Origin of the sequence: Mycobacterium sp. E2479, assembly GCF_001667925.1 — a bacterium.
Taxonomy (GTDB): domain Bacteria; phylum Actinomycetota; class Actinomycetes; order Mycobacteriales; family Mycobacteriaceae; genus Mycobacterium.
Map to the genome: position 1 here is coordinate 30,741 of NZ_LZJR01000128.1, position 24,432 is coordinate 55,172.

Here is a 24,432-nt window from a genome sequence, read left to right on the forward strand (position 1 = left end):
GGAGGATCAGGTGGGAGCACGCAGTCAGGTATTGATCACCGCCGCCGGGCTGGCGGACATCATCCGGGCCGGCGATCCGGTGACCATCCTGGACGTGCGGTGGAGAGTCGATGCTCCGGACGGGCGGCCGGCCTACCTCGAGGGGCACATTCCGGGCGCCGTGTACGTCTCGCTCGACGACGACCTCAGCGACCAGACGATCTCCGGCAGGGGCCGTCATCCGCTGCCGTCGGGACGCAGTGTGGAGGCCGCCGCGCGTAGCTGGGGAATCCGGCAGGACGCCCTGGTCGTGGTGTACGACGACTGGAATCGCGCGGGTTCGGCACGAGCGTGGTGGGTGTTGACCGCGGCCGGGCTGGACAACGTGCGCATTCTGGACGGCGGCCTGGCCGCGTGGCGATCGGCCGGACACAGCCTCGAGACCGGGCCGGTCAACCCAACGCCCGGGAATGTGACTGTGCCGCACGATGATCTGTATGCCGGAGGGCGGCGCACGCTGACGGCCGAACAAGTCGCCGAAGACACTGTGACGCTGCTTGATGCGCGCGCACCGGAACGCTACCGCGGCGACATCGAACCGCTCGACCCCGTCGCCGGCCACATTCCCGGCGCGAGAAATCTCCCCAGCGGCTCGGTGCTGACGGCCGGCGGCACCTTTTTCGACGACGACTCACTGGCACAACTGTTGTCCGATCGCGGAATCGAGCGTCACGACGCGGTGGCCGCCTACTGCGGCTCGGGCGTCACCGCCACGGTCACCATCGCCGCGCTCGCCGCGGTGGGCCGGGAGGCCGCGCTGTATCCGGGATCGTGGTCGGAGTGGAGCTCAAATCCCGACCATCCGGTGGAACGCGGCGCCGGGTAGCGGTCAGCAGCCGGTCCAACTCTGCAGGAAAGCCGCGGTTACCCGGGCGGCGTTCTTCGCCGCGATCCGCATGTAGCAGAAGAACTGGAACGGAAAACCCGGCAGCTGCAGCGGATCGCCGGGCCCGTCGGTAATGGCCCGGATGCCAAGGAACGGGACACCATGCGTGTCGACCACGGCCTGCGCGGCCGCGGTCTCCATGTCCGTCGCGTCGAAGGCCGGGTCTGCCGCCGATACGATATTCAGGTTGCTGATCAGGGCGCGTCTCAGCCAGGGGCCCGTCGCCCGAAAGAAGTTGCCGGAATACAGCAATGAATGACCGGGCGTGCTGCGGGGCTGGCAGCCGAAAACGCTGCCGCCGTGCGGGATGCACGGGAACGCCACCCCTTTGTTGTTGTCCCAGCTGCACCCGTCGCCGCCGGCGAAAACCTGCGGCCGGTGCCGCAGTTTGATGAGCCCGGCAGCGTTGTCCAAAGTGACGGACAGTCTGGCTGCCGTGGCCAGCATTCCGGGGTCAACCGAATGAAATGTCTTGCCGCCGTCTGATGTCCACCGCGCCGGTACCGCCACATCCGCGATGCTGGTGCGGCCGCCCCCTCCGGCGACGCCCGAAAACACCACTGCACCAATCGTAATGGCGGACCCACCAGCGAAGCGGACGAAGGCGGTCTCGGTGGTGTCGGTGGCGTTCGTCAGGCCGATGCCGGTCATCGCCACGATCACCTTCTTGCCGCTTATCGATCCAAGGTAAAAGCGCCGACGGTCGGCGACGACCACCGGATCGGGATCGAGCGTGGTGTGCGACAGCACCGCGTCGGCTTCACCCGGAAAGGCGGACAACACCAGCGTGCGCCGTTCGCCGCGATCCGCGCCACCACCCACCGACACAGTAAACGCCACGACGCGGATGACGCGGAAGGGCTCACGCCGCTTTGCCGATTCCGGCCCTCTACGTCTGGCCAGCGGTTAGTCTCAGCGGCGTCGCCGCGAAGCCGGGAGCACGGCACACACAGGAATCTGGGCTCGGGAGCCGAAGATGACATTTGTTTCATGCAACATGATGATGAGCCGTGACATGATGCGCGACCCTGGGCGGCCGGCGGTCGCCGAACTAATCCACGCGTGGCTCGAACTATGCCTGCCCGCAAACTGACTGCGTCATGACCGGCCGGCTCGACGGCAAGGTCGCGATCATCACCGGCGCCAGCAGCGGCCTGGGACCGGTGCTGGGGTCGCTGTTCGTCCGAGAAGGCGCCAAGGTGTTGCTGGCCGCGCGGCGTACAGAGCTGGTCCAGGCTGCTGCGCAGGCGGCCGGTCCCGGCGCCATCGCGATGCGCGCCGATGTGACCGATGAAAACGACGTCGCCGCCATGGTGGGGCACGCGGTCGACGAGTTCGGCCACGTCGACATCTTGTGCAACAACGCCGCCGCACCCGGACAGGACCACTGGATCTGGGAGCAGACGCTGGACAACTGGAACGCCACCATCGCCATCGACGTCACGGCCGCGATGTTGTGCACCCGCGAGGTTCTCAACCGGTCGATGCTGCAGCGCCGCCGCGGCGTCATCCTGAACTTCTCCTCCACAGCCAGCTACGCGGGGATGGTCCGCAAAACGCACTACGTCACCGCCAAGGCGTCACTGCGCGCGTTCACCAAGGCCGTCGCGATCGAGGTCGGCCCGCACGGCATCCGGTGCAATTGCATCGTGCCGGGGGCCATCGACACCGAACTGTGGCGCAAATGGGTGCAACGCACCGCGGACGAGCAGGGCGTGGACGCCGAAACCATCCGTGCCAGGCAGCTCAAAGGCGTTGCGTTGCAGGATATCTCCTCGCCCGAGGACGTCGCCAACCTCGCGTTATTCCTCGCCAGCGACGAAAGCCGCACCATCACAGGCCAATCGATTCCCGTCGACGCCGGAGGGTACATGCAGGGATGAGCGGACCCGCCAAACTGTCGGTGGCGACCCCGGTGGTGACGATGTTTCCAGGCAGCAGCGGTGAGTGGGAAAAGACGGCGACCATCGAGGATCTGGCGCGCATCGCCGAGGCCGCAGACCGGCTCGGCTACCACCACCTGACCTGCAGCGAACACATCGCGCTGCCCGCGGCCGGGCGGGCCCGCCGCGGTACCCGCTATTGGGATCCGCTTGCCACCTTCGGCTACCTGGCCGCCCGCACCCAACGAATTCGGTTGGCCACCAACGTGCTGGTGCTCGGCTATCACCATCCGCTCGAAATCGCCAAGCGCTACGGCACCCTGGACCAGATCAGCGGCGGCAGGCTGATTCTTGGGGTCGGCGTCGGGAGCCTCGAAGAAGAATTTGAGCTCATCGGCGCGCCCTTCGACGACCGTGGCCCCCGCGCGGACGACGCGCTGCGGGCCCTGCGCGCCTCGCTGTCGGTCGACGAACCGGCCTACGATGGCGAGTTCTATTCGTTCGGCGGGATGGTCGTCGATCCCTGCGCGGTCCAGGAGCACGTACCCATCTGGATCGGCGGGCGCACGCTGCGATCCCTGCGCCGCGCCGCAACGCTGGCCGACGGCTGGGCCCCCTTCAACGTGAGCCTGCAGCAGGTCCGGGATTGGCTGGGCCGCTTTGACTTTCATTCCGGATTCGATATCGTCTTATCCGCTCCCGCATTGCTCGACCCGATCGGCAAGCCGGAGAAGACCCGCGACCTGTTGGACGAGACCATCGCGGCTGGCGCGACCATCGTCAACGCAGCCTTCCGCCACACCTCGTTGCAGCACTACCTGGAGAGCCTGCAGGCCCTCGCCGAACTCCATCCCACGACCGGTGGCTCGGCGTGACGCGGGTCAGGGCAGGAATATTCAGCCTCACCGCCGCAGCACCCGAGGACGACGGCAGTTATCTGCGTTGGCACCTGCTGGACCACATGCCCGAGCAATATCAGCTGCCCGGCATCGTGCATGGGTTGCGGTGGATCGCCGATGGCGATTACCCCAACCACCGCCTGGCCGCAGACGGACCGCTCGGTGAGATCGGCAACGCGGTGCACTACCTGGTCGGCGATCCCGTCGAGCAGACCTTCGACGACTTCGTCACGCTCGGCCGCACCTTGCGCGAGAACGGTCGCTTTCCGGTGGTGCGACCGTCGCTGCAGGTGGCCGGCCTGCGCCTGCTGCAGTGGCATTCGTCGCCGCACGCGTTGGTGTCCCCCGAGGTGGTGCCGTTTCGGCCGCATCGCGGCGTCGTGCTGATCGTCGAGGAACCCGCCGAGGGCCGGCCGGACGACTGGCTGCAGTGGCTGCATGCCGAGCACTACCCGGCCCTGCTCGCGAGGCCGGGCACGGCCGGCGCCTGGACCTTCGGTTCCAGCGCCGGGTGGGGCCACCTGCCCCGCGGCTGGCGGACCGATCACCAGTACATCACCGTGGTCTACCTCGACGAGGATCCGCTGACCATCGTCGGTGCGCTGGCGCCCGTCATCGAAGAGCGTTGGCGTTCAACGGCGGTGCATCCAATATTCGCCGGCCCGCTGCGCAGCATGGTCAGCTGGGAAGCCTGGCCGTAGGCCGCGACCGCTGCCTATGAGGCGCAGCAGGTGCGCTCCGTTTGGTCGGCGGGCCCGAAGGTCTCGGAGTCGGCCTTCACCGTGTAGATTTCCCACCGTTCACCGCTCGGGCCACTGACCCACACCTTGTCCTGCGTGGCGAAGCAACACGTTGTGTCGGTCTCTTCGTCGGTCAGCAGCCCGCAGCTGGCGAGCCGTTGGGATTCGCTATACACGCTGTCGCTGGAACCAACCTCGACGCCGAGGTGGTTCAGCGTGCCGCCGTGGCCGGGGTTCTCCAGCAACACCAATTTCAGCGGTGGCTCGGCGACGGCGAAATTGGCATAACCGGGTTTGACCTTGGCCGGGTCGACTCCGAAAAGTTTGGTGTAGAACGTGATTGCCTCGTCGAGATTGTCGACGTTGAGGGCCAGTTGAACACGTGACATGATTACCTTCCTTTCGCCGGCCATTCGGGAATCTCAGCAACGAATCTCGGTCGCAGGGCCAGCGAGACATAGACGAGGGCGACCAAGACAGGGACTTCGATGAGCGGTCCGACCACACCGGCCAGAGCCTGGCCCGACGCAGCGCCGTAGGTGGCGATCGCCACCGCGATCGCGAGTTCAAAGTTGTTGCCGGCGGCGGTGAATGCCAGCGTGGTGGTGCGGGCGTATCCCAATCGCAGCAAGACTCCAAGCGCATATCCCCCGGCCCACATGATCGCGAAGTACGCCAGCAGCGGCAACGCGATCCGCGCTACATCCCCCGGCCGGGACGTGATTTGTCGTCCTTGCAGCGCGAAGAGGATGACGATGGTGAACAACAACCCATACAGTGCCCACGGAGCGATCCGGGGCAGGAAGCGACTCTCATACCAGTTGCTGCCTTTTGCGCGTTCACCGAGACGTCGCGACAGGTATCCGGCCAGCAGTGGCACACCCAGGAAGATAAGTACGGATTTCGCTATCTGCCAAGCGGATACGTCGATATCAGTTGTGCTCAGCCCCAGCCAGCCCGGCAGCACCGACAGATAGAACCAGCCCAGGGCGGCGAACATGACGACCTGGAAGATCGAGTTCAGCGCGACCAGAACCGCGGCGGCCTCGCGGTCGCCGCTCGCGAGGTCGTTCCAGATGATGACCATGGCGATGCAGCGCGCCAAACCCACGATGATCAGCCCGGTACGGTATTCCGGCAGATCCGGCAGCATCAGCCAGGCCAGAGCGAACATCACGGCGGGTCCGATCAGCCAGTTCAGCGCCGCCGAGGCCATCATGAGCCTGCGGTCAGCGGTGACGCCTTCGAGCTTGTCGTAGCGCACCTTGGCCAGCACCGGGTACATCATCACCAGCAGGCCTATTGCGATGGGCAACGAGATACCGTCGACTGCAACGGCGCCGACGGCCCGGCCCAGGCCGGGGACGAGCCGGCCGAGCAACAGCCCCGCGACCATGGCGATCGCGATCCATCCCGGCAGGAACCGATCCAATGTCGACAGCCGGGCGCCCATCGCCGTGCCGGTCGAGCTCATATCCCGCATTCCGCGGCCGACCGTACGTCGACGCTCAACACCGACGAAAGCTGTTGCAATGCAGCGGGAACCACCCAGTAGTACACCCAGGTGCCGCGCCGTTCGCAGTCCAAAAGCCCCGCCGACCGTAGCGTCTTGAGGTGATGGGAGATCGTCGGCTGCGATACGTCGAATGTCTGGGAGATCTCGCAGACGCAGGCCTGGCCACCGGGGTGGCTGGCGACCAGGCTCAACAATCGCAGCCGCACGGGATCGCTCAGCGCTTTGAACATCGCGGCCAGCTCCGCGGCCTGCGGCTCGGCCAACGCCGCCGTCCCCAACGCGGGGCAACAGCCCGATTGATTTGACATTCATCTATATAAACACATATCGAATCAAAACGCCACAGTGGAGTTTCTCCAGTACCCCGGTTCTAGTCAGGCGGGGGAACCGAAGCCGTCCTATAGTCCTCGTGACGTCCTAGTCCAAGGGAGTGCCATGACCAATGCCGACAATCGGCGCAGCCAGCGGTCGGTCGTTCGCGCGGCCGCTGCGCTCGGCCTGGCGGCGTTGGCGGCCGGCCTGCCGGCCTGTTCCGGCAAGGAGGATCACCGAGCCACCGCAACGAGTTCGGGTCCGCCGTTGGCAAGCACAACGGTAATGATCGATGGAAACAGGCACACGATCATCGCCGCGGTGGACTGCACGCGATCGGCGGCGCAGCCGAGCGCGTCGCCCCCGGAATCCGGTGACCTCACCACCCGGATCAGCGTGCACGACGATGCCGCATCGGTGTCGCTGGCCATCTCCGATGAGCAGCCGCCCAGCGTCGACGGCTTCGCCATTTCGCTCAAGCTGGACGACGGCCGATACCAATTGCCTTACCCGGGAACCAAATCACCCACCCAGGTCCAAGCAACCAAGGTCGGCAAGGGCTATACGGTTACCGGAACGGGCCAGGCGACCGTGCCCGGCCAAAGCGGTTTGCGGGACGTGACCTTCGGGATCCACGTGACGTGCCCGTAGGTTTGCCCCGAGCCCGAGCGCCCGTGGATGGCAAGTCACTTCTCGGTGCCGGCGCGACGGTCACTGAGCGATGTACTTGACGTCCAAATACTCATCGATGCCCTCTAGACCCCCTTCCCGCCCGTATCCGGATTCTTTGACTCCGCCGAACGGTGCGGCGGCATCGGAGATGACCCCGCGGTTCACCCCGATCATCCCCACCTTCAGCGCGCGACTGACCCGTGCGATCCGCCGCACATCGCGGCTGAAAACGTAAGCCGCGAGCCCGTATTCCGTATCGTTCGCCGCCGCGATCGCCTCATCCTCGTCTACAAAGGAGACCACTGGGGCAACCGGGCCGAAAATCTCCTCGCGTAGCAGACGGGCGTTACTCGATACCGTGTCCAACACCGTTGGCTCGTAGTAGTACCCCGTGCAGGCCGGCGCCTTGCCGCCAGCCCTGATGCGCGCGCCACGAGCCGTGGCGTCATCGACGAGCGCGGCGACCGCAGTGACCTGCCGCGCACTGATCAACGGGCCGATGTCCGTCGAGGGTGCGGTTCCCGGCCCGAGCCGCAGCGACGACACGCAGCTCACCAGTCGATCGACGAACTCCTCGACCACTTGCTGCGCGACGTAGAAGCGATTCGCGGCGGTACAGGCCTGCCCTCCATTGCGGAACTTCGCGGCGACGGCTTCCTGCACTGCGGTGTCGAGATCCGCGTCCTCGAAGACCAGAAGCGGAGCGTTGCCGCCAAGCTCCATCGACGTCCGCAGCAGGCGGTTGGCCGACAACTTGACCAAGTGCTTGCCCACCGGTGTGGAACCGGTAAACGTCAGCTTCCGCAATCGCGGATCCCGGATCAGGGGTTCGGACAACGCTGCGGCCGACGACGTGGGCAAGATCGACAACACCCCCTCGGGAAGTCCCGCGTCGGCGAAGACCTGACCGAGTAACTGCATCGTCAGAGGGGTTTCCGGGGCGGGCTTGACGATGATGGTGCAGCCCGCCGCCAGCGCCGGTGCGATCTTGCGAGTGCCCATCGCCAGTGGAAAGTTCCACGGCGTGATCGCCAGCACCGGTCCCACCGGTTCCTTGGTCACGACGATCTGGCCCGGTCCGGCGACCGCGGCTGCCGTGCGCCCTCCGATCCTGACCGCTTCCTCGGCGAACCAGCGTAAGAACTCCGCGCCGTAGACGACCTCCTTGCGGCTCTCCGCGAGGGGCTTGCCCATTTCGAGCGTCATCACGGCGGCGAACTGTTCCGCGCGACTGATCACCGATTCGAAGACTCGCCAGATGATTTCGCTGCGCTGCCGGGCCGGGGTCGCCGCCCACATCGGCTGAACCCTACTGGCGACGTCTAACGCGCGCATCGCGTCGGTCGGGCCTGCATCGGCTACTCGGGCCAGCAGTGCGCCGGTAGCGGGATCGACGACGTCAAACCGACGAGCGCTGCAGGGTTCCGCCTGTCGGTTGCCGATCCACAGATTTGTGGGGACCGAGTCGATCACTTCCGCAGCGTTGCTCGGCGGTACGAGACCGGTCACCCCCGCGGTCATGCCTTACCGCCATCGGTATTGATGACCACCCCGGTGAGCACGCGGGACTTGCACGTATCCGCCAAGTACACGTAGGCGCAGGCGTGGTCGGACGGGGTGGGCAGGACCCCCAGAAGGGTGTTCGCCCGTATGCGTTCGTCGCGGCCGTCGACGGTGCCGGCGGTCTCCGTCTGTCCGAGCGCCCGCAATCCCCCGAAGTTTGTACCGGTCGTGCCGCCTGGCGCTACACCATTGACGCGGACCTCCGGGGCGAGGTCCCGAGCCAGATGCGAGACCAGCCCGCGCAGGGCCCATTTCGCGCTTCCGTACAGGACACCACCGCCGACGGGATGAAAGGCCGACTCGGACAGCGTCAGCGTGACCGAGCCACGCCGGCGCCGCAGATGCGGGTAGGCGATACTTACCGCCAGCAAGGCGCTGAGAACGTTTGCCCGCCAGGACTCTTCGGCAGCGACTGCCAATTCGGACAAGCTCATGTCTCGCAGCGATGCGTAAAAGTCGAACACGCCGACGCAGCAGGTCACATTGTCCAGCCCGCCGAAGCCGCTCACCGCGGTGTCGACCGCCTCGGTCAGCGTTGCCGCATCGGTAGCGTCGCCGACCATGAGCCGTACGGCGCTGCCATGATCACGACGTACCCGCGCGGCCGCCTCTGTGGAGCGCTCGATGATCGTGATCCGGGCACCCTCTGCGACATACGCGTCGACGACGCCGCGGCCGATGCCGGAGCCCCCGCCACACACCAGCATCGACGCCCCGGACAATCCACCGGTCACTGAACTGACCTCTTCCTTTCCGCCTCCGCCACAGCAGCATTGGCCAGGCCGTCGGAGCGCGTGGCCGCGCTCCGACGGCGCCACGTGATCCACTAAAGGTGCCCGGCCTACTTCTCGACGGTGTGCGTGACACCGAACCTGTCGCCAACCTCCTTGATCACCTGCTGGTAGCGTCCGATGTGTTCCTTGGTGTCCCGGACGTGCACCTCCGGCACCAAGTCCTCGGTGTAGGGTGGCCGGCACTTGCCGACATGGATATAGCCCGCTTCGTTCACGCGTATCTTCTCCAAGGGAACGTTGTACTTCGAGAACTCCATGAAGTCCTGGCCGACCAGAAACGGCTCGTGCGCCCAGCGCAGCCGCTCGTTCAGCCACCGAGCATCGTCGATCCTGCCCTCCCGCAGGGCGTCGCGCAGGGCCAAGACCGGCGCCGGACCGCACGCGGTCGTCGACGACCACGCCATGCCCACCAGATCCTCGCCGTACATCTCCCATGCGGGTAGCCAATCGGTTTCGATCGGCATCAAAGGAAAGCACGTACCGGTGTGGGCCATGTCGTTGTGGTAGCGAAAACCCGTCGATGCCCCACCGGCGTACTTCACCGCGACAACCTGGGGCAGTTCCACCAGCGTGCGGTACACAACCCGTGGGATCACACCGCCGAAGGCAGCGGTGTTGTCGTAGACGACGATCGCCAGTTCTGGAACCGCCTCGGCCACATCGCGATAAAAGCGTTCCATGACCGGAGCGACCATGCTCCCCCACATCGGCCGCCCCAGGAGAGTGCCGGTGATGCCAAGATCGGCCAGGTACTTCATCCGGGCCACCGTGTCACGGGTGTTCAGCGTTGTCGTCCCGATGAACACCGGAAAGTCCGGGTTGACCGCGTTGACGGTCTCGGCAACGCAGCCGGCGAAACTCTTCCATTCGTCCAAAGTCAGTGTGGCGCATTCGCCGAGGGTGCCGTTGAGCGCGATGGCGTCCACACCGTCTTCGATCAGAATGCGGATCATCCGCTCGGTCTCGGCCAGGTCGACGGTGTCGGTGGCATCGACACGTTCGGCACCGGGAAGCGCCGGTGTCGGCGGATACGCCATGACTCCGCGCATCTCGCGTCCGGTCACTTTTGGCAGCTTGTTCATTCTTTCTGCGCTCCTTCTTTCATTGCTACAGTCGGGCGGCGGCGATCGCCGTCCCGGTCAGCCATGCCGAAACTGGTTGATAAGTAAGTGTTTCGAACGCCGCCCCCGCGGCGCCGGCGGCGACGAGCCAGGTGCGCACCTCGTGCGCCCCGTTGCCCGCCGCTTCGATCTGGGCCTGGCTGTAATCGATCAGGCGATGACGATCGCCGCTTTCCATCCGGTCGAGAAAATCACGGTCGAACCGCTCATTCACCCGGCCGGATTCGGCCATGCCGACCCAGTGCGACAGCCCGCCCGTCCCCAGGACGACGACCCGCTCGGCGATGCTCTGCGCCTCCACCGCGGCCCTGATCATGGTTCCGAAGTCATAGCAACGTCCCATCGTGGGGCACGGCGGGTTGACACCGTTGACGATCACCGGCACCAACGGCAGCCGTGACTGTGGGTCGATGTACTCCAGTGGCACGCAGAAGTTTTCGTCGAATTCGAGCTCTCCGCCGACCATCGCGGGGTCGAAGTCCGACTCCAGCGCGAATCGATAGAGGTGCTCGCCCAGAGCCGGGCAACCGCGGTATTGCCGTTGTTCGACCCGCAAGAACGCGGCCATCTCCGGGGTCACCGGGCCGAGGTAGGACTCAGCAGTGGCGATCGCGAACGCCGGCAGGTTACTGAGGAAGAAATTGGTGAAATGTTCGACGGACACAGCGATCACCGCATCGGGATCGAGCTGTTCCACCCGCCGTCGCACTTCGGCGAAGGCATCCTGGACGGCCGCGCGCTCGCTTGGTTGTGCCCGGTCGGGAAAACCCGTGAGGCCCGGGGCATGCGAGGCGGTGAATGCACCGACAATTTTTCCCATCTGATGCTTCCTCAGCCGATCTCTCCACGTATGCGGCCGTAATATTCGGCCCGATCGACGCCAATCTGCAGCGCGCAGAAGTAGAGCAGATATGGATTGACGCCACCGTCGTACAGGGCTTTCAGATCCAGGGAAGCCATGGCAACGCGTTCCTCTCCGTCGATGTGGTATTCGTCGAGAACGCCATTCGGATCAGCCCTGAACCTTTCGGCGAGGGTGGGATTCTTCCGCACATCCCACAACAATCTCTGAAGCGCGTACACCTGCTCTCGGTCTTCCTTCCGGCGCCGTGGTCCCAGTCGAAACGGTACGCAGGCGCACCGGGTTTCGCGTCACCCTTTGGGGTGAAACCGCTTGTGGACGCCCCCTACTCGGCGATCACGTCGTTCCATGGGGTCCGCCTGGCGATCGCGGCACGGTAGCGCGCTAGTTTTCGCGGCTCATTCACACACAGCGCGCCGCGGATCAGCCCACCGGCTCCGAAGAGGACAACCATCGATGTGTCGTTGTCTTGCCGCATGTGAATATGTTCAGCGCCGTCGGTGCGTCCGGCAAAACGGATCTTGGCATCGAACTGGTCGGACCAGAAGTAGGGAATCGACGCAAGGGGACCCGCGTGTCCGAGTAACGTGCGGGCTGCTTTTCGGCCCTGCTCGACCGCGTTGCTCCACTGTTCGACGCGCATCTGTTCGCCGAATAACGGGTTGTACCAACGCGCGATATCGCCGGCGGCGACGACACCGGGAGCACTCGTGCGCAGTTGCGAATCACAGACCACGCCATCGGACACAGCGACGCCACTACCCCGTAGCCAGTCCGTCGCGGGCGTCGCGCCCACTCCCGCCAAGACCACATCGGCGGCAAGCACCGTTCCGTCCCGCAAGTGCAGCTTGTAGCCGCATCCGTTGGTCTCGACCTGCGTGATCATGTTTTCGCAGTACATAGTTACGCCATGACTCTCATGCCGACGCTTGAACCAGTGACCCGCCTCGCTACCCAGCACCCGGGTCAACGGAGTTGGTGCCGCTTCGACCACTGATACGTCCATTCCGAGCGCGGACGCGGTCGCGGCGACCTCGAGTCCGATGAACCCCGCACCGATCACCGCGAGGTGGCTGCCCGCGTCAAATTGCGTATGCAGCGCTGTCGCATCGTCGAGGGTGCGCACCGTGTAAGCGTGTGCGTCGCTATCGAAGAGGGGAAACCGGCGCGCACGCGACCCCGTGGCCAGAATCAGCCCGTCGTAGTCGAGGTGCGCACCGCCGGCCAGTTGCACCCTGCGGCGGCGCGCGTCCAGGCCCACGGCGGGTCGGCCAAGACGTAGATCGACGTTGTGCGATGCATACCAGGCTGGTTGCTTGAGCAACAGTTTGTCGACGTCGGGACCAAGGCGCAAAGCGTCTTTCGACAGAGGCGGGCGGTCATACGGGAGATGGCGTTCGGCCCCGACAAGCGTGATCCGGTCTTGGTATCCGTTCTCGCGGAGGCTTTCGATCGCGTGCACTGCGGCCAGCGAAGCGCCCACGATGACGACCTGGCGCACCAGCTAGCCGTTCTCGACGGTGATGGCGCGGGCGGGGCAGGCGCGGGCCGCGTCCGCAGCACGCGCCCGCTGCTCTTCCGGCGGATCGTCCGTGAACAGTACGGCCTTTCCGGAGACGTCGTCGAGGTCGAACAGTTCGGGCGCTTCCATCATGCAGCAGGCATAGCCCTGGCACGCCGTCAGATCGATTCGCACCTTCAAGCCCATCTGTGTTTATCTCCTCCCAGCAACAAGTTTCGGGGTTAACGCGGCAGGGATTGCCTGCGCATCCTCGAGGTGCCGCAGCTCCGGCTCGATGGTTGCGAGCCGTGCCGCCCGCGGCGTATTACGGCTGCGCAGGGCGGTCACCTCGCCGCCGCACACCACGGCACTGATGCCCGGGATATCGCCGATCGCCAGTGCTCCCCGCGCGTCGGGTGCGGTAGAACCCCACGGCGCGTCCATGATGACGAAATCGGCGGCGGCCCCTTCGTAGATCAACCCAGCTTCCAACCCCCAGACGCGAGCGTTGTTGCCAGTCGCCATTGCCCACACCCGAGCGGGATCCATCCCCGACAGCGAGGACAGCTCGGCGATTGTTTTGATCACTCCCAAGGGCATCACGCCAGTGCCGGTGGGCGTGTCGGAACCGATGACGACGCGGCGCAGCTGTCCGCAGTCTTCGGCCTTGCGCAGGATGCGAACCGCCGACTTCAAGTTGCCGGCCTGCACCAGCTGCAGCGCCATCGCGGTCTGCTCGATGACCTGGTCGACCCCAGATTCCGCCAGGGCGGTGGGCCCGCCGTTGATGTGCCCGCACACGTCGGGCCGCAGGGTCATCAGGTGCTCCGGCGATATCGGTTTGCTGCCGGGGATGCTCGCCCCGCCCGAATGACACATCACGGTGATCCCATGCTGTTGCGCCCACCGGACTTGATCCGCACCATCGGCCGGGTCAGCGTAGGCGCCAAAGCCGAATTTGGCCAGATGAATTCCCGCGCGCTGCAGCTCGGCGAAATCCTCCTCCTGAAGCGTCGGTTCCAACACCACCGCGCCCGCGTGAACGGTCATTCCCCCTGGCCGGAAATTGTCGAAGCACTCCTTCGCCGCGATCGCCAACGCCTTTACACCCAACGCGGTGTGTGGCCGCCCCTGCGCATGGATTTCGCCGGGAGAGATGACCCGGGTGATTCCCCCGTGGACGTAGCTGGCCAAAAAGTCGACCGTCTTCTGTCGGGGCGTGTAGTCACCGAGCACTACGTGACAGTGCGAGTCGATCAGCCCGGGCGCGACCGTGCTGCCCTGTGCATCGAGAACTGAATCCGCACTGTCGATTTCGTCGATCACGTCGGCGTGGTGACCGACCGCGATAATTACGCCCTCGCGGCAGACGACGCTGTCTGCGTCAGCGAGAACGGGCTCGTCCAGATCACCGGAGAGAACGGCGCCGGCGCCGGTGATGGCGAGGGTGCTCACACCGATGCCTTTTCCCGCGCCTGTTCCCGGGCCTCCTCGACTGTCATCCCACCGACCCGCGCGTTGATGCGGCCGCGGTTGGCGACAGCGGCGATCACCACCAGTTCGTCGGGATGGGGGGCATCGGGAAGGTGTACCGCGACCGCGTCGTAGTGGCTGCGCACCCAAATCTCGTCTTTGTAAGCCAGCGGAATGTCGATCACTACCCCTGGCGCACCGACCTTGGTGACCGAGGTGATCCACGCATTGCCGCCACCCACGGCGTCGCGCAACGCGTTGCCGAAGATCGTCGTCAACGCCGCGTTGATGTGTTCCTGCTCTCCGTCGACGCCGACCAACCCGCCCTTGCCGTAGCTTTCGACCGGCTCACCCAGTAGCCGCGCCGCCTCGACTCCGAGCCATGTCCCCAGCTGCTGGGATGCCTCGACAAGCGAAGACAGGTCTTCGACGAATCCTTGCCCGGCGAATGGATTTTTGACGATCGCACACACGGCCACCTTGCGTAACGGCGCGCCATCAGAGCGCCCTGCAACGAGCCGGGTCTCGTCGACCACAGCAAAGGATTTACGAACGATCAGCCCGGGTCGTTGTTCCACCGGTCGCCTCCAAGTCTCATTTCGGTCGTTAACTCGTATGCGAGCGTATGGAGCGCAGGACATCGATTTCTTGCCCCAACTGGGTAAATTCGAGGGCTTCGCGCCACCCGACGACGCCCTGGGGTCAGACTGGGCGTGAGTTGTTTCATGCCCAACGTCTAATGTGAGGGTTGACACAACCATGGGCCTGATTCGGCTCACCGTCCCTGGCAACGCGTCGACGTCAGAAGGTGCAGAACCATGCAGTCGATAGACCTCGAAAGCTCAGACATTCGCGGCTCCTACGCGAGCGCGTTGCAAGCGGCCCTCACCCTCGACGAGGTAACCGCAGCCTTCATGACAGTGGCCGACGCCCTGATTGGCTCCGATGCCTTCGGTGTCTATCGGTTCAGCTCGAGTGTCTACGAGGTGGCGTCGTGCCACGCGTCGACTTCGTCGCACTTTCTGGACGCGTACGAACGCTTCGGTCGTGCGGACGACCCCGTGTTGAACTTCGCCGTCAACCGCAAAACGCCGATCGATTCGTCGCGGCTTAGTTCTCCCTCGATGTGGGAAAGCTCGGCTGCCCGCGCGGTATTGGCGATCGAAGGCTACTGCCACTCGCTGGAGGCACCGGTGATCGTCGGGGGCAACGTTTTCGGAACCATCAACTTCGCCCGTCGCACGGATCGGTCGGAATTCACCGAGGATGACCTGATCCTGGCCCAGTTCGCTTCCGAACAACTCGGCCTTGCGGCCGAACGAGCGCTGCGGTTCGAAGGTATCGGCCGCAAGGCAAACGTTCTGGAAGACGCTTTCGACCGCATGCCCCAAGCTGTCTTCATCACCGACCTGGAATCGCGGATTCTCTTTCAAAACCGCGCCGCGAGCACCCTGATCTCTTCGCGACAGTCATCGACGGGCCAATCGGTCTCCGATGCGATCGCGGATGCGATGCGCGTCTTCCGTACCGAAGACAAGCGTGTTCACACCCGCAGCGTGAAGAGCTCGGCCGGCCAAGATCTCATCACGAAGTCGTTCCGTCTGCCCGACTCCCAAAACGCCGCAATGACGTTGGCCTACCAGGCCGACCGTGAAGCGGCGAAAACCCTGCCCGTCTGGAATGTCTTGTCGCGCCGCGAACAGGAGATCGCCGAACTGGTCGCGCGGGGACTGACTACCAAGCAGATCGCCGGGCAGGCTTTCGTCAGCGAGAACACGGTGAAGCAGCATCTCAAGCGGATCTTCGCCAAGGCCGACGTCCACAATCGCGCGGAGCTTGTCCAGTTGATTTGGTCACACGGAGACAAACCAGAACGATAAGGCTTTTGCCACCTCGGAATCCGCCGGCAAAGGTACCCGTTCGGGGTTCGCGGCGGCCGTCTGCGCACTTTTAGATTGGTGACGTAGGCCGAGGCCGGCATCCGCATCGCGAGAGGCTGCACGATATTCAACCGGGTTCGCCGCGCCCGCAGGTCGACGACTCGTATCGATGCAAGAGAAAGAGGGCCACATGACCACCAGCGGTTCAGCCGTGTCGAACCAGGACGCGCTTTCGCTCATCGAACTGTTTCCGCAAGACGAGGATTGGTCGATACAGACCATGCGTCTGCTGGCCCAGGTGTCGGTTGGAGGTGCCGACCTTTTCGAGTGTAGCCGTACCGCGGCGCGCATCGGCACCAAAACCACCGACACGGAAATCTGGTACCGCGAATGGCACAAGACAGCCAATGACGTTGCTGCCCAAGGGGAAGAGGCGTTGGCGCGGGGCGAGCGGATGACCGCTCGTCGCGCCTTCTTCCGATCGTGCAGCTACCATCGTCACTCCGAGTTCTTCCTTAGCTCCGATGATCCGCGCCGCACTCAGGCATACACCGACGGCCGCAACAACTTTCGGCGCGCAGCCGAATTGACGGGTGGATTGATCGAGCGGATCGAAGTGCCCTTCGAAGGCCAGACGATGGAGGGGTACATTGTGCGTCCGGACGGGTCCGGGGCCGCTCGGCCAACGGTGCTCTTTCTAGGAGGCGCCGACTCATGGGCGGAAGAGCTGTATTTCCTCGGCGGCTCGGAGTTCCCCGCCCGCGGGATGAACGTTGTCATGGTCGACACCCCCGGCCGCGGCAGCTCACTGCGATTCAAGCAAATGTACAGCCGCCCAGACTATGAGGTGCCCGTGCAGGCTGTCCTCGATCACCTCGAACATCGTGGCGACGTCGATTCCGAGCGCTTTGGTTTGGCCGGAGTCAGTTTCGGCGGTTACTACGCCCCGCGTGCGGCGGCCTTCGAGCCCCGGATCAAAGCGGTGGCCGCGTGGTGTGGCACATGGAGCATCCTCACCGATTTTTACGAGTTCTATCCCGCGCTGCAAGATCAGCTGCAATGGCTGAGCGGATCGAAGGATGACGCCGAGGCCCGCCGCAAATTGGCCGCGTTCACCCTCGAAGGTGTCGCGGACCGAATCACCGTTCCCGTCTACGTCATGCACGGCACTCGTGACATCATCATGGACGTCGCCGGCGCCCGGAGGTTCGTCGACGCGCTAACCACGAGGGATGTCACCGTCGACATCTATGACGAGGCCGGCTCACTGCACTGCAGCTATGACTATCTTGTGGTCGCCGCCTCGCGCCTGGCCGACTGGTTCGTCCACCGTCTCATCGAATGAGCTTGCCGTCGCGGCGGGCAAAGACACCGGAGGCCGCCTGATCCCTCGGTTTGACGACGATCTGGTCGAGGTTGACGTGTGCTGGGCGGCTGGCGACGAACCCGATGACTTGCGCGACGTCTCGTGCGAGCAGTGGCTCGATGTCCTCGTATACGCCGGCGGCACGCTGCTCGTCACCACCGAAGCGAACCATCGAGAATTCGGTCTTCACCCGGCCCGGCGCGATCTCGGTCAAACGCACGGGCAGGCCGAGCAACTCGCCACGTAACGTGCGGTGCAGCGCGGCCTGGGCGTGCTTGGCGGACGTGTAACCCGATCCGTTATCGTAAACGCTCAGCGCCGCAACGGATGTGACAGTCACGATCAGTCCGTCGCCGGAGCCGACCAGCTTGGGCAGCAGAGCTTTGGTAAGACGCAAGGTGCCCAACACGTTGGTTTCCCACATCCATCGCCAATCGTCGAGGTTCGCGTCGGCCACGGAAGCCAAACCTTTCGCGCCGCCCGCGTTGTTCACCAACACATCGACTCGTTCGACCGCGTCGGCGAATTCTCGGACGGAGTCCTCTGACGTCACATCCAACGGCAGTGCGGTCGCATCTATGCGCTTAGCCAATCGACGCAGCCGGTCAATCCGTCGAGCACCGACGTAGACGTGAAATCCCCGCTCTGCCAACTCTTCAGCGGTGGCTTCGCCGATGCCCGAGCTGGCGCCTGTGACCACCGCCACCCGTTGCGCAATCTTCGAGGTATCCGTCATATCGGTCAGATCTCCCCACAGTTGGGAGTCGTGGGTACTCCGTTGAATCGGCCCGCGACCCACTGCATCCCACGCTCGCCGTCGACGAAATACGTCAGTAAATCGTTGATTGCCAGCTTGTTGAAGATCGGGGGTTCTTCGTTGGTCCAGAATTGAACGTCGGCGCCCTTGGCGCACCAGTCCAACGCCGTTTGGTGGGCGGCGCCCCACGGTATCAACGGGTCGTATCGATTGATATCGATGAAGACCGGCGCTTTCGGACTCAACGTGCCTACCCGCTGCGCGGCGAAGACGGTTTTGAGTGGATCGGACTCGAGCATCTGCTGATAGTCGGTGTTGAAGTAGGGCTGAGAATGCCGGAATTCGTATCGGATGACGGTTTGGCCAAAACACTCCAGCCGGGTCTGGTCAACAAGTTGCGCCCCCCTGGGCGTGAGGGTCTCCATCAGGCCGGGCCTGAGTTCGGGATAGGCGGCGAGAACGCCGTTGACCAGGTAACCCAGTCCGCCCTCGAGCAATCCGCCGTCGGCAAATGCTGGGATGAGGACGGGGTCAGTGGCCGGCGCACCGGCCCATGCCCCGACGACATGCAGCTCCGGAGCGTAGCTTGGGGCCAGCTCCACAGCTGAAGCTGACGCACCGCCGCCCTGTCCATATCCCCAAAAAGCCACCGGGCCATCTGGATTCAGTGAGGTGTCCGGCAGACGCATCGCGGCTCGTGCCGCATCGATCAGCGCATAGCCCTGGGGAAGCCGCATGAACGCCGGGGACGGGAGACCGGTGCCCACCCCGTCGTAGTCGGTGACCACGATGGCGAATCCGCGCGCCACCATGGTCGCGATGAACCCCTCCTCGTACCACATGGTGATGTCCGTGCCGCCGCCATAATGGATGCCCTGATTGGCAAGCCGGGACGGCGCACACTGGTCACCCAGACCGGGCAGGTTTGGCCCGTAGGCGATAAGGGGGCGCGGCCCAGTGCCGGGCCACGGATTGTCGGGTTCGTAGTAGGTACCGGTGACCGCGATCGGTACGCCACGATTATCGGTGCTGCGGTACATGATTCGCGTTCCGCGCGCCACATATGCGCCGAGCTGACCGGATGGCTCCAGCACCAACCGCGACGGCTCGGACCGAATCAGATCGCCCGGCACGCCGTCGGGCAACGGATCGGGAATCGTGTAAAACTCGGTGTACTGGCTCTCATCGGCGTGAGCCGTGGCGGGTGCGGCTATCAGGCACAGTAGCGCGGCCAGCACGACCGCAACGACAGCACACCGCTTGGTCACGCCCAGTCCAATTGACGTTAGCATTGGACTACACCACTTTATTGTGCGTCGCGGACGGTAAATTGTCATCGCAACTTGGGCATGCATGTGATTCCGGTCTCCTTTGAGCGGCATATGTGATTCAGGCCAAATCTTATTGGTCCAGACGACTCCATTTGTCACCCAGTTACGTACATTTATTAATGCATCGTTGCCCGGCGCGCGATTGCCGCGGTACGGAGAAAATTAGCGATGCCGCAAGAGGATGTTCGAGGATGCGCGGCCCGATCCCGCTGGTGCGCAATGTAAATCGACCGGACCCCTTATGCCGGGACACCCGGTATGGTCCAGCCTGCTGACGGCTGATTTACGATTACGGCGCTATTCTTTGTGCCGGTCTGAGTCGTTATTTTAATTGCCCGGGACGGCCGCCGCGAGTATTGATGTGAGCACGTCGGAATCAACTGCCGTCAATGCCTCCAAAACGACAGGATCGACAAATGCCTCGGTTCCTCTGCGTAGTGACTTAATGTGCAGCCGCGACCCATTGCCCCGAACGGCCGCCCGGACGACGACTTCTGCAAATTCATTCGTTAGGCGGAGGCTGTGCGAGTCACAATCTTCATGATGCTGGGTCATAACGCCGGCCTCACCTAGAAGAACATCGAAAGGTTGTGTGTGGACAGAGTGCTCTGGTCCAAAGCGACCCAGCGATGCGCGATCTTCCAGCCGGCATCCGCGCGCCGCACCCGATCGACCCGCTGGGCGGAGATGATGTTGAAATCCGTGACATCCCCCCGGCTGCGGTAGATCAATTCATTGGACCGTGCGATCAACTCCCCCGACTCCGGCGTCGTCTCGGTGATGACGTTGGTGATGAAGTGGCGCACTCGTGATGGCGGCTGCTCAGCCCAGGCGTATTCGGTGCTCAGCCGGTTTACTCGGATGGCGAGCGTCTGGCGCGTGTCGTCAAACGACTTCGAGTGCGACTCCCAGGCAGCGCCGTCCTCCCGGTTCAACCGCACCGGCATCACATAGCGGGCGTCCTCGGCGAAGAGCTCAATCCATTCGCCAAAACGCCGCTCGTCGAGCAGTCGCGCCTCGCGATAAAGGAATTGCTCTATCTCGTAGTGCGTCTCCATCGGGATGATTGCGCCCAGAGAATCCGCGGGTGCGGTCGTCATTTGCCCCGTTCCTCATCGCCGGACAGATACGCGGCCCACGTGGACCAAAGGTTCCGGAAGTTCGAATCATTCATGTATGGCTGGTACGCGCACCCCGGACCGGGGAAGCCCGCAACGGGCTGTTGATCGAGGCCCATGACGTACGGGAAGTCGAGCTCACGCACGACAGACCCCCTGAGCTGCCGGGTGATGTTGGTCCAGTTCTCCATGTCGTCCTGCTCGAACATTCCACCGGGACCGAAGGCCAAGGTATAGGCGCGGTAGACCTCCTGTTTGTACTCATCGGAGGCGGCCTTGGGCACCAGGCACCACGACGACATCTGCATTCGGCCAGCCGACAACGGTCGCACGTGGCGCAGGGTGGTGAACCGAACACCCGGTTCACCCGGGACCAGGCTGAACGGCTGACTCAAAAACGACAGGTTCGGGAACACGATCCCGACCGCCGTGCGCACCGGCGCGAAAACCTCGATTTGGTCGGCTGTGAGACGCCGCTCGAGGCAATCGACGATCTCGGGCGGGTATGCGAAAAATGGTGGAGTTCCCGGGGTTTCACCCAGCCCGATCCCGTGGCCCTTGCCCGGGATGTGAACGCTGTGACCAATGCTGTGTGTGCTTCCCGACGAGGCGAAATAGCCCAGGTGGAAACCGAACTGGTGGGTGACGGGGGTATGGTAACCGTCGCCAGAGCCATTCTCGGTGTACAACTTCCAGTCGCAGTTCGACTCCCAGATGTCTGGCGGCCCGTAGACCTCCACGCCGGTCTCGCTCGTCTTCAAGAAGTAATCTAGATAAAACTGGTAACCACCCAAGAAGTCTTCCAATGGTTCGACGTCGGGGTTGAGCGACCCGAAAATGAGGCCCTCGTAGCTGTCATTCCGGACCGGGACCAAACCCCAGTTCCGTTTGTCCAGGTTACCGCCGAAGGCTTGCCTGTGATACGGGACAGCGACCAGTTCGCCGCTGTTCTTGTACACCCAACCGTGGTAAGAGCAGCGAAAATGTGACGAATTGCCCAGGTCCGATTTGCACATTTGGTTTCCGCGATGCCGGCAAAGGTTGAGGTGCACGTGGATCCGCCGGTGCTCGTCGCGCGCGACGAGCACCGAGTTGTCGGCGATGGTGCGAACGACGTAGTCGCCAGGTTCGGGAATCTCGCTTTCGTGGGCGACGAAGTTCCAAGTGCGCCCGAACAGCCGCTCGACCTCCAACTGATATATCTCGGGATCGTTGAAGATTTTTGCCGGCACGATGCCGTCCGAGACGCCCGCGCGCAGTTTTTCGACGAGTTGCATCGCCCCGCGATCGGCGAAGGTGGTCAAAGTCCTTCTCCTAATCATTGATTCGCCGAATGACTCTTCGATTAATGAGCCACCGACTCGGCTTCATTATGGCTCCGCAAGTCGCCCCGGCGCTGGGCCCGAACGGGTACATTGCGAGCCCGCCACATGGCCACGGCTGGCGTTTGCGTCTTGCCCCGCCACCGATCAACTCAACAGGGTCCGGCTGCGGTCTGGGACTAGGACCAACGCACGGTCTGACGGTCGTTGATTACCGCGAAAAGTACCCCTTAGGGTGCTGATCGCCCTTGTTGCCCGGATTTACGCTGCTCGACACATTCGCAATACGGCGAAAGTGACATCGCCGATGAATCGCCCCGGGGTGTACGCGGACTCCCGGAAATCAACCGTTCGTCTGCAGAGGCCTTGCGTTCCACCAGAAAGGTGTAAGGATGACGATTCAGACCGACGAGTACGACGTCGACGGCATTCGTGTGTTGCGCACGGCGCCACTACAATTTGCTCGCACCGCTTCATTACTTCTCGTACACGGTGGATGCCACGGTGCATGGTGCTGGGACAAATACCTGCCGTACTTCGCATCAAAGGGTTGGGACTGTCACGCACTCAATTGGCGGGGGCGCGGGGGCTCAGCGCAGCTGGCCGAGACGGAAGCGATATCACGGCCGCTGGAGCATGTTGCAGAGGACATCGCTACTGTAGCGGAAACCTTCGCCGTTCCGCCGGTAGTAGTTGCGCACAGCATGGGGGGACTCGTCACCCTCAAGTTCGCCGAAACCAACGTGTATTCGGGCTTAGTGCTGATAACTCCCGTCCTACCCGGCGAAGTCTCGCCCGCGCCGATCGACCTCGTGGTCGATCCTCGGGAGCTTTGGGGACCACCGCCTTTGGACCTCGCCAAACATCTGTTCTTCACCGCCGCAAGCGAAGACGACGCGCGCCGCTATCACAGCATGCTGGTGTCGGAGTCGGCCCGGGCTGTCGAGCAAGCCGTCACCGGCAAGCGGGTAAGCATCGACCCGGTGAAGATCTCCGGACCGGTTCTGGTGGTCGCGGCGGAAAAGGACGTCTTGTGCCCGCCAGAAGAGGTTAAGCGTCTCGCCAACTTGCTTGGCGCGGATTACCGCTACGCCTCCGGCTTGGGCCATGGCGTTATGATGGCCCAAGACTGGAAGCACATCGCGCAGGCCATTCACCAATGGCTCACCACACATGTCGTCGGGTTGGACGTCGTAAGCAGTGCTTCGATTCGCCCCGACCCGTCGCTACTGACTAACGATGCCCGCTCGCTCGAGGCGATAACCTCGGTAGCAGACCATCTCTGAGGCCTCTCGAAGAGATTCCAACATAGACAGTGGTTGTCTGCCACGACCACCTCTGCGATGCTGACAGCTTGGATATCTTTGACCAGTGGCAAGACGGCGGCACCGAGCTTCGTTGGCGCTCGACGACCGCCGCTAACGATGGCCGAGAGGTCGCCGTGTTCAGTCGCCGGTGCGGCACTGCCGGCGCGCCCGCATTGGTGTTGGTGCACGGCTTTCCGACCAGCAGCATCGACTATTTCGCGCTGGCAGGCGAACTGAGCGCTGACTTCGACATCTATCTGCTGGACTTCCCGGGCTACGGGCTCTCCGACAAACCACGCGCGCCCTATGTGTACTCGCTGTACGACGACGCGCGCCTGCTCGTCTACGCGATCACTCAGGAATGGGGACTTACCGATTACCGGATGCTCACCCACGACCGCGGGAGCAGCGTCGGCATGATCGCGGTGGGCATGCTGGCCGCACACGATCCGCCGGCGGTACCCGTCGACTTGATCTTGACCAACGCCAACATCTATCTGCCGCTGTCCAACCTCACGGCCTTTCAGATCGCGCTACTCGACCCAACGACGGCGCGGGCCACCGCGGCGGCCACGACGCCGGAGATGCTGGCAGCCGGCATGGGCGCGAGCACGTTCATGCCGCGGCGGACGCTGGAAGACCCGGAGATCGCCGCATTGGCCAAATGCTTTGCCTATAACGACGGAATCCGCGTGCTGCCCGACACCATCCAATATCTCCACGAGCGTGCCGGCGACGAAACCGGTTGGCTGGAAATGCTTTCCACTAGTGACGTCAACACGACGGTGGTGTGGGGCCTCCACGACAACATCGCACCGTTGCGAGTCCCCAACCGCGTCTGGCAGACGTACCTGAAGAAGAAGCCGGGCCGCAACCGCTACTGGGTGCTCCCCAGCGCCGACCACTATCTGCAGTGCGACGCACCCGGGCAATTAGCCCAGATCGTGCGGCTCACCGCCCAGGGTGAGGATATTGCGTTGCAGACGTTGGGGAATCAGCCCGACGGCGCGGTGTTGGTGGATCAAAGCGACGCCTAGCCCCGCCGAGCCTGAAACTAACTTCACGCTCGGCTAAAAGGGCCGGCCCCTGC

General features: G+C 63.8%; 25 protein-coding genes and 1 pseudogene. 9 read left to right on the top strand and 17 right to left on the bottom strand.

Translation table 11 applies throughout. From position 1 onward, the window contains the following. Positions 1 to 10: 10 nt before the first annotated feature. On the top strand, positions 11 to 865 hold the full coding sequence (locus A5686_RS18760; protein ID WP_067937401.1) for a sulfurtransferase: 855 nt from the start codon (positions 11 to 13) through the stop codon (positions 863 to 865). A gap of 3 nt (positions 866 to 868) precedes the next feature. Here A5686_RS18760 and A5686_RS18770 read toward each other — a convergent pair whose 3' ends face one another. Continuing rightward, positions 869 to 1,765: a hypothetical protein gene (locus tag A5686_RS18770; protein ID WP_082947704.1), complete on the bottom strand. Its 897-nt coding sequence runs from the start codon at positions 1,763 to 1,765 to the stop codon at positions 869 to 871. 260 nt (positions 1,766 to 2,025) lie between these two features. Here A5686_RS18770 and A5686_RS18775 point away from each other — a divergent pair, with 260 nt between their 5' ends. From A5686_RS18775 to A5686_RS18785, 3 genes are read left to right on the top strand one after another with little or no spacing between them, the layout of a single operon-like run. After that, a complete protein-coding gene (locus tag A5686_RS18775; RefSeq protein ID WP_067937405.1) occupies positions 2,026 to 2,808 on the top strand; it encodes an SDR family NAD(P)-dependent oxidoreductase in 783 nt (260 codons plus the stop codon). After that, positions 2,805 to 3,683: an LLM class F420-dependent oxidoreductase gene (locus A5686_RS18780; RefSeq protein WP_067937407.1), complete on the top strand. Its 879-nt coding sequence runs from the start codon at positions 2,805 to 2,807 to the stop codon at positions 3,681 to 3,683. The genes A5686_RS18775 and A5686_RS18780 overlap by 4 nt, the downstream gene beginning before the upstream one ends. Further along, positions 3,680 to 4,408, top strand: coding sequence for a hypothetical protein (locus A5686_RS18785; protein ID WP_067937409.1), 729 nt, complete (start codon positions 3,680 to 3,682; stop codon positions 4,406 to 4,408). Before A5686_RS18780 ends, A5686_RS18785 begins: the two co-directional genes overlap by 4 nt. Positions 4,409 to 4,422: 14 nt before the next feature. Here A5686_RS18785 and A5686_RS18790 read toward each other — a convergent pair whose 3' ends face one another. From A5686_RS18790 to A5686_RS18800, 3 genes and pseudogenes are all read right to left on the bottom strand, one after another. Then, positions 4,423 to 4,836, bottom strand: coding sequence for an ArsI/CadI family heavy metal resistance metalloenzyme (locus A5686_RS18790; RefSeq protein ID WP_067937511.1), 414 nt, complete (start codon positions 4,834 to 4,836; stop codon positions 4,423 to 4,425). Between the two features lie 44 nt (positions 4,837 to 4,880). Further along, positions 4,881 to 5,930, bottom strand: a pseudogene (gene arsB, locus A5686_RS18795) (ACR3 family arsenite efflux transporter); the annotation flags it as partial. Next, positions 5,918 to 6,271, bottom strand: coding sequence for a helix-turn-helix transcriptional regulator (locus A5686_RS18800; protein ID WP_067937413.1), 354 nt, complete (start codon positions 6,269 to 6,271; stop codon positions 5,918 to 5,920). The pseudogene arsB and the gene A5686_RS18800, both read right to left, overlap by 13 nt. Before the next feature lie 127 nt (positions 6,272 to 6,398). Between A5686_RS18800 and A5686_RS18805 the strand changes: the two genes are divergently transcribed. Continuing rightward, positions 6,399 to 6,926, top strand: coding sequence for a lipoprotein LpqH (locus A5686_RS18805; protein WP_067937415.1), 528 nt, complete (start codon positions 6,399 to 6,401; stop codon positions 6,924 to 6,926). A gap of 60 nt (positions 6,927 to 6,986) precedes the next feature. Here A5686_RS18805 and A5686_RS18810 read toward each other — a convergent pair whose 3' ends face one another. The 9 genes from A5686_RS18810 to A5686_RS18850 form a co-directional block, all read right to left on the bottom strand. Next, positions 6,987 to 8,468, bottom strand: coding sequence for an NAD-dependent succinate-semialdehyde dehydrogenase (locus A5686_RS18810; protein WP_067937417.1), 1,482 nt, complete (start codon positions 8,466 to 8,468; stop codon positions 6,987 to 6,989). Next, on the bottom strand, positions 8,465 to 9,244 hold the full coding sequence (locus A5686_RS18815; RefSeq protein WP_067937420.1) for an SDR family NAD(P)-dependent oxidoreductase: 780 nt from the start codon (positions 9,242 to 9,244) through the stop codon (positions 8,465 to 8,467). The genes A5686_RS18810 and A5686_RS18815 overlap by 4 nt, the downstream gene beginning before the upstream one ends. Positions 9,245 to 9,351: 107 nt before the next feature. Then, complete coding sequence (locus A5686_RS18820; protein WP_067937422.1) at positions 9,352 to 10,386, bottom strand: dihydrodipicolinate synthase family protein; 1,035 nt, start codon at positions 10,384 to 10,386, stop codon at positions 9,352 to 9,354. A gap of 25 nt (positions 10,387 to 10,411) precedes the next feature. Continuing rightward, on the bottom strand, positions 10,412 to 11,245 hold the full coding sequence (locus A5686_RS18825) for a hypothetical protein (protein ID WP_067937424.1): 834 nt from the start codon (positions 11,243 to 11,245) through the stop codon (positions 10,412 to 10,414). 11 nt (positions 11,246 to 11,256) lie between these two features. Then, on the bottom strand, positions 11,257 to 11,508 hold the full coding sequence (locus A5686_RS18830) for a hypothetical protein (RefSeq protein WP_197520632.1): 252 nt from the start codon (positions 11,506 to 11,508) through the stop codon (positions 11,257 to 11,259). Between the two features lie 104 nt (positions 11,509 to 11,612). Then, positions 11,613 to 12,788, bottom strand: a complete 1,176-nt coding sequence (locus tag A5686_RS18835) for an NAD(P)/FAD-dependent oxidoreductase (protein ID WP_082947707.1) — start codon at positions 12,786 to 12,788, stop codon at positions 11,613 to 11,615. A gap of 3 nt (positions 12,789 to 12,791) precedes the next feature. Next, a complete protein-coding gene (locus A5686_RS18840) occupies positions 12,792 to 12,995 on the bottom strand; it encodes a ferredoxin (RefSeq protein WP_067937429.1) in 204 nt (67 codons plus the stop codon). A gap of 6 nt (positions 12,996 to 13,001) precedes the next feature. Then, positions 13,002 to 14,243, bottom strand: a complete 1,242-nt coding sequence (locus tag A5686_RS18845; protein WP_067937431.1) for an amidohydrolase family protein — start codon at positions 14,241 to 14,243, stop codon at positions 13,002 to 13,004. Then, positions 14,240 to 14,839 carry an amino acid synthesis family protein gene (locus A5686_RS18850; protein ID WP_067937433.1) on the bottom strand — a complete coding sequence of 200 codons (600 nt, stop codon included), beginning with the start codon at positions 14,837 to 14,839 and terminating at the stop codon, positions 14,240 to 14,242. The genes A5686_RS18845 and A5686_RS18850 overlap by 4 nt, the downstream gene beginning before the upstream one ends. A gap of 240 nt (positions 14,840 to 15,079) precedes the next feature. On the opposite strand from A5686_RS18850, the gene A5686_RS18855 reads away from it, so the two are divergent. Together A5686_RS18855 and A5686_RS18860 are read left to right on the top strand one after the other, a co-directional pair. Next, on the top strand, positions 15,080 to 16,141 hold the full coding sequence (locus A5686_RS18855; RefSeq protein WP_067937437.1) for a LuxR C-terminal-related transcriptional regulator: 1,062 nt from the start codon (positions 15,080 to 15,082) through the stop codon (positions 16,139 to 16,141). A 190-nt stretch (positions 16,142 to 16,331) separates the two neighbouring features. Next, on the top strand, positions 16,332 to 17,486 hold the full coding sequence (locus tag A5686_RS18860; RefSeq protein WP_067937441.1) for a S9 family peptidase: 1,155 nt from the start codon (positions 16,332 to 16,334) through the stop codon (positions 17,484 to 17,486). Here A5686_RS18860 and A5686_RS18865 read toward each other — a convergent pair. The 4 genes from A5686_RS18865 to A5686_RS18880 all read right to left on the bottom strand — a co-directional run bounded on the left by A5686_RS18865 (position 17,476) and on the right by A5686_RS18880 (position 22,017). Further along, positions 17,476 to 18,243 carry an SDR family oxidoreductase gene (locus tag A5686_RS18865; RefSeq protein ID WP_067937443.1) on the bottom strand — a complete coding sequence of 256 codons (768 nt, stop codon included), beginning with the start codon at positions 18,241 to 18,243 and terminating at the stop codon, positions 17,476 to 17,478. The genes A5686_RS18860 and A5686_RS18865 overlap by 11 nt on opposite strands. Positions 18,244 to 18,248: 5 nt before the next feature. Then, complete coding sequence (locus A5686_RS18870; RefSeq protein ID WP_082947710.1) at positions 18,249 to 19,556, bottom strand: lipase family protein; 1,308 nt, start codon at positions 19,554 to 19,556, stop codon at positions 18,249 to 18,251. 608 nt (positions 19,557 to 20,164) lie between these two features. Beyond that, positions 20,165 to 20,695, bottom strand: coding sequence for a 3-phenylpropionate/cinnamic acid dioxygenase subunit beta (locus A5686_RS18875; RefSeq protein WP_197520633.1), 531 nt, complete (start codon positions 20,693 to 20,695; stop codon positions 20,165 to 20,167). After that, the gene (locus A5686_RS18880; RefSeq protein WP_197520634.1) at positions 20,692 to 22,017 is read right to left on the bottom strand and encodes an aromatic ring-hydroxylating dioxygenase subunit alpha; all 1,326 of its coding nucleotides are present in this window, start codon (positions 22,015 to 22,017) and stop codon (positions 20,692 to 20,694) included. The genes A5686_RS18875 and A5686_RS18880 overlap by 4 nt, the downstream gene beginning before the upstream one ends. A 410-nt stretch (positions 22,018 to 22,427) precedes the next feature. On the opposite strand from A5686_RS18880, the gene A5686_RS18885 reads away from it, so the two are divergent. Next, complete coding sequence (locus tag A5686_RS18885) at positions 22,428 to 23,321, top strand: alpha/beta hydrolase (protein WP_082947713.1); 894 nt, start codon at positions 22,428 to 22,430, stop codon at positions 23,319 to 23,321. A gap of 68 nt (positions 23,322 to 23,389) precedes the next feature. After that, complete coding sequence (locus A5686_RS18890) at positions 23,390 to 24,379, top strand: alpha/beta fold hydrolase (protein WP_067937517.1); 990 nt, start codon at positions 23,390 to 23,392, stop codon at positions 24,377 to 24,379. Positions 24,380 to 24,432 lie beyond the last annotated feature (53 nt).

Excerpts from the sequence above, each read along its gene's own strand:
- A5686_RS18855 (WP_067937437.1), top strand. The coding sequence starts at position 15,080 with ATGCAGTCGATAGACCTCGAAAGCTCAGACATTCGCGGCTCCTACGCG.
- A5686_RS18825 (WP_067937424.1), bottom strand. The coding sequence starts at position 11,245 with ATGGGAAAAATTGTCGGTGCATTCACCGCCTCGCATGCCCCGGGCCTC.
- A5686_RS18810 (WP_067937417.1), bottom strand. The coding sequence starts at position 8,468 with ATGACCGCGGGGGTGACCGGTCTCGTACCGCCGAGCAACGCTGCGGAA.
- A5686_RS18820 (WP_067937422.1), bottom strand. The coding sequence starts at position 10,386 with ATGAACAAGCTGCCAAAAGTGACCGGACGCGAGATGCGCGGAGTCATG.
- A5686_RS18885 (WP_082947713.1), top strand. The coding sequence starts at position 22,428 with ATGACGATTCAGACCGACGAGTACGACGTCGACGGCATTCGTGTGTTG.
- A5686_RS18870 (WP_082947710.1), bottom strand. The coding sequence starts at position 19,556 with ATGCTAACGTCAATTGGACTGGGCGTGACCAAGCGGTGTGCTGTCGTT.
- A5686_RS18875 (WP_197520633.1), bottom strand. The coding sequence starts at position 20,695 with ATGACGACCGCACCCGCGGATTCTCTGGGCGCAATCATCCCGATGGAG.
- A5686_RS18840 (WP_067937429.1), bottom strand. The coding sequence starts at position 12,995 with ATGGGCTTGAAGGTGCGAATCGATCTGACGGCGTGCCAGGGCTATGCC.
- A5686_RS18780 (WP_067937407.1), top strand. The coding sequence starts at position 2,805 with ATGAGCGGACCCGCCAAACTGTCGGTGGCGACCCCGGTGGTGACGATG.
- A5686_RS18865 (WP_067937443.1), bottom strand. The coding sequence starts at position 18,243 with ATGACGGATACCTCGAAGATTGCGCAACGGGTGGCGGTGGTCACAGGC.
- A5686_RS18775 (WP_067937405.1), top strand. The coding sequence starts at position 2,026 with ATGACCGGCCGGCTCGACGGCAAGGTCGCGATCATCACCGGCGCCAGC.
- A5686_RS18790 (WP_067937511.1), bottom strand. The coding sequence starts at position 4,836 with ATGTCACGTGTTCAACTGGCCCTCAACGTCGACAATCTCGACGAGGCA.
- A5686_RS18800 (WP_067937413.1), bottom strand. The coding sequence starts at position 6,271 with ATGTCAAATCAATCGGGCTGTTGCCCCGCGTTGGGGACGGCGGCGTTG.
- A5686_RS18805 (WP_067937415.1), top strand. The coding sequence starts at position 6,399 with ATGACCAATGCCGACAATCGGCGCAGCCAGCGGTCGGTCGTTCGCGCG.
- A5686_RS18860 (WP_067937441.1), top strand. The coding sequence starts at position 16,332 with ATGACCACCAGCGGTTCAGCCGTGTCGAACCAGGACGCGCTTTCGCTC.